The organism is Acinetobacter sp. YH16031 (assembly GCF_013417335.1).
Classification (GTDB): domain Bacteria; phylum Pseudomonadota; class Gammaproteobacteria; order Pseudomonadales; family Moraxellaceae; genus Acinetobacter.
This window is the reverse complement of the sequence record NZ_VPED01000089.1, coordinates 1-3528: the sequence shown is the minus strand read 5'-3', so window position 1 is coordinate 3528 and position 3528 is coordinate 1. Positions and strand designations below refer to the sequence as shown.

Genomic DNA, 3528 nt, shown 5'->3' with positions numbered 1-3528 from the left:
TCCACCAGTCGTAGAACCACTTAAACGACTACCAAGGTCACTTTTTAAAGCAGAACTCATATTCATGGCCATATTACCAGCCATAAAACCAGCTTTACCCATTGCACTCGATGGGCCTGTGCCAGTTGCTTGAGCCGTTTTAAGCTGTTCACTTGCCAACGCTCCAGCGCCTTTTGTAGCCATAGACGCACCAGCTGCACCAGCAGCAGCGCCAGCTGTCGCAGCAGCCACAGCACGTAGGGCAGAAGTTAAAGCAGCACCACTTCCAATAGATGAACCGTTAATCACACCTTGGAGCATATCAGGCACAATTTTGGTTAATGCCAGCAGTACCACACTACAGCCAATCATACCGACCAAACTTACATTGTCTTCAACATTAAAGCCCGTAGCCCACTCTTGGATAAAAGTAAGTCCAAGACCTGCAATCAATTGTAAGATAAATATTTTTGCACCGACTGAAACAGCATATTGAATAGTTTTCAAGGCATAGTCTTTCGTCCATTGCGAACCTGCAAACCCCATCATTAAGACACTAGCTGACACCACGATATACATTTCAACCAACGCCAAAACCAAGAACGCACAAATCAAGGCAAATGCAATCATGATAATGATTGAAGCAATCAGCATCCCCAATGAATCAATAGGCGACCAAGCACTTACCGAGTTTAAAATCTCTTGGACGATCTTCCAGCCGTTCACAAAAAAATCTGAGGGTGTAAGCAGACTGTAGCCACTGGCGGTAGATGCAGCCTGCCTGAAGCTATTTACAATCGCTTCAGCGAACGTTGCTGAGTTCATCAAAAGCCATGACATAAAGCCAGAATCAAAAAATTATTATGTGATCAGATTTCTTTTCTGCTCAAACTGCTCTTCAATTTTTGAACTCAAAAAATTGACAATAGGCTGCAAAGCATAATGCTCCTCTTGCCAATTTTGTTTGCCGATTTCCCCTCTATATTCCTGTATAAGTCGCTGCAATACGAATTTCTGCTCATCAGAAAGCTGAGACATAACCCATCGTGCAGCATTGTCTTTTGAAGCAATATCCTTCATCACTAAACTAAAATAGATCCGGCATAAAGCTAAAATCTGGTTTCTTTCATCTGCATCCTCATCCCAATGCGCTACAATTTCGGGATAAGTGTCAGACATTGCTTGCCATAGTTCTTGATCAGAAATTTCAGGTGCCCATTGGTTTAAAGCTGGCCCAAATAAAACTGTATGATGAGATCTCGCTTTTCTAAGCAATATACTAATATCTGGGTCTTTCTGTGAGCTCAATATTCCACCTTCTTTAAGCTCTTCACGCAGCCATTCACCAAATTGCATTTCATAACTTAAAGGATAAATTCCAGACTGAATCTCATCTTTTAATAAAATAGTAACTTCTAATGGCCTTTGTAATTCCCCAACAGGCTGTGAAATTTTTAGTAATTCTTGTGCAAGCTGCTCACGTAAAGCAGAAGTTAATGGTTGAGTGACCACGACCAGTACATCAAGATCACTTTCTGGCCCTAAACCACCGTCAACAGCTGAACCATAAAGATAAATTGCAAATAATGATTCCGCTAAAAGCTGCTGTAATTTTTCTTGTAGATATTCTAACTGAATTAAATCAGGCATCACTCACTCCTTTAATGGAAGATTAAATAATTCTCTATCTCGATTTTCGGTTAAGTATTTATCGAGTTGAGCCATTAACTTTTCATGAGCAACAGTGTCATTTTCGACGATTTTTAACATACAAGAGCCGATTAAAATCTTACGTCTTGTATCATTCTTTCGTTCTAACTCTTTTTGCTTAGAACGTTCACGAGCTACAGCAGCTTGTTTTTGAGCTTTTAACTGTTTTAACCGCTCTTGTTGCTTAGAAATTTGTTGTTCCAATGACTCAATTTTCATCTTTAACATACCTTTCAAATAGAGGAAATCCCCCTAAATCATAAGCGCACTTGAACATTGCTTTCAAGTTGCTATATGATTGTTGTGGGTTTTCCCGAAGGGCGCACTTTCCCAAACTAAAGTTTGGAGTGCGTAAGGGGACACCCCTTAACCCCGAAAAAAAATTTTCAATTTTTTTTTAAAAACACTTGTCAATGGGACTTTACATCGTGGCTATTTTTCACTTTTCAGTAAAAAATATTAGTCGATCAGATGGTCGAAGTGCTGTTGCGTGTGCTGCATATAGATCAGGGGAAAAATTGAAAGATGAACGCTATGGAAAAGAGCAGGATTACACGAAGAAAACAGGCATAGAATTTAAAAATATCTATGCGCCTGAAAACACCAAAAAAGAATTATTAGATCGGGAAACGCTTTGGAATACGGTCGAAACCATTGAAACTAGAAAAAACTCTCAATTATCAAGAGAATTTGAAGTTGCATTTCCTTGTGAATTAAACCAAGAACAACGAGAGAAGATGCTCAATGAGCTATGCGGAAAAATTGTAGAACGTCATAAGGTCGTTGTTGATGCAGTCATTCATGCCCCACATACCGCAGGCGGAAGTGATGACCGCAACTATCACGCCCACATCATGCTCACTACACGCAGCATTAACCAACAAGGCGACCTTGATAAAAAAACGAGAGAATTTAACGACAACGGCAAACAAGAAGTCGAACACTGGAGACAACAGTTTGCGGAACTCTGCAATCAATTTCTTGAACAGGTTGGCAGCCATGAGCGTGTCGATCACCGCAGCTACAAAGAGCAAGGTTTAGATTTAGAAGCCACACAGCATGAGGGTTCTACAATTACCCAACTTCGCAGACAGGGCAAGGACACTGAAATCAGTTTAAGTAACGATGCGATTAAGGCTAGAAATACAGAACGCCAATTAATTAAAGGACTTGAGCAAGAAATTTTAGCCACAGAACGCCTTGTTCATGACTTGGAACAGACCAGGGAAAATTTAGACCAGGAACAACGCCAAAAAGAAAAAGACCAGGAACAACGTTCCCCTGAAGAATTAACCAAAATTGCATATAGCGTTATTTCGCAATATAACGACGCTATAGCCACAGAAGCGAAAAACATAGCGTCATCTATCCAAAAAACAGAAATCGAGCAAATAAACGCTGTTTTGGAGCAAATAGAGCTATCTAAAAGCGATATTAAACACCAAAAAGAAGAACTAGGAAAAAGACCCCTGTTTTTTGGCGGAAAATGGGATACAGCAAATGCTGAAATTCAGAAGCAGTTGAACCAGCTGGAAGAACAAGAACGAGAATTGAGGAATAACTCCCCTCGATTTGAGCCTGAACGCTATACAGATCGGGCAAAACTGACTGTAAACAAGGCTAATCCAAACCTAAAAGCTAAATATGACCGAGCAAGAAATTATCTTGAGCGAGAACAACAACGGAAGTTAGCCGAACAGGAAAAACGAAAACAAGAAGCCAAAGCCATACAAGAACAAGAAAAACAGGCATTTTTTGCACGTAAAGCCTTGCGTGAACAAGGTAAGCATGAAGAAGCCAACAAGATGCTTGAAGCCGAAAAGCGGAATAGACCACGTT

General features: G+C 40.4%; 4 protein-coding genes. 1 reads left to right on the top strand and 3 read right to left on the bottom strand.

Annotated elements, in window-relative coordinates; genetic code table 11:
* The 3 genes from trbL to FTV31_RS15970 all read right to left on the bottom strand — a co-directional run.
* Positions 1-819 (bottom strand): P-type conjugative transfer protein TrbL (gene trbL, locus FTV31_RS15980; RefSeq protein WP_257227203.1); only part of this gene is annotated, 819 nt, incomplete at its 3' end.
* A 21-nt stretch (positions 820-840) separates the two neighbouring features.
* Entirely contained in the window at positions 841-1629 is a 789-nt protein-coding gene (locus tag FTV31_RS15975; protein ID WP_005071978.1) for an ANT(3'')-II family aminoglycoside nucleotidyltransferase, read from the bottom strand.
* 3 nt (positions 1630-1632) lie between these two features.
* Positions 1633-1908: a hypothetical protein gene (locus tag FTV31_RS15970; RefSeq protein WP_004919011.1), complete on the bottom strand. Its 276-nt coding sequence runs from the start codon at positions 1906-1908 to the stop codon at positions 1633-1635.
* Positions 1909-2102: 194 nt separating this feature from the next.
* Between FTV31_RS15970 and mobQ the strand changes: the two genes are divergently transcribed.
* Positions 2103-3528: MobQ family relaxase (mobQ, locus tag FTV31_RS15965; protein WP_218948748.1), on the top strand; the 1426-nt coding region annotated here is incomplete at its 3' end.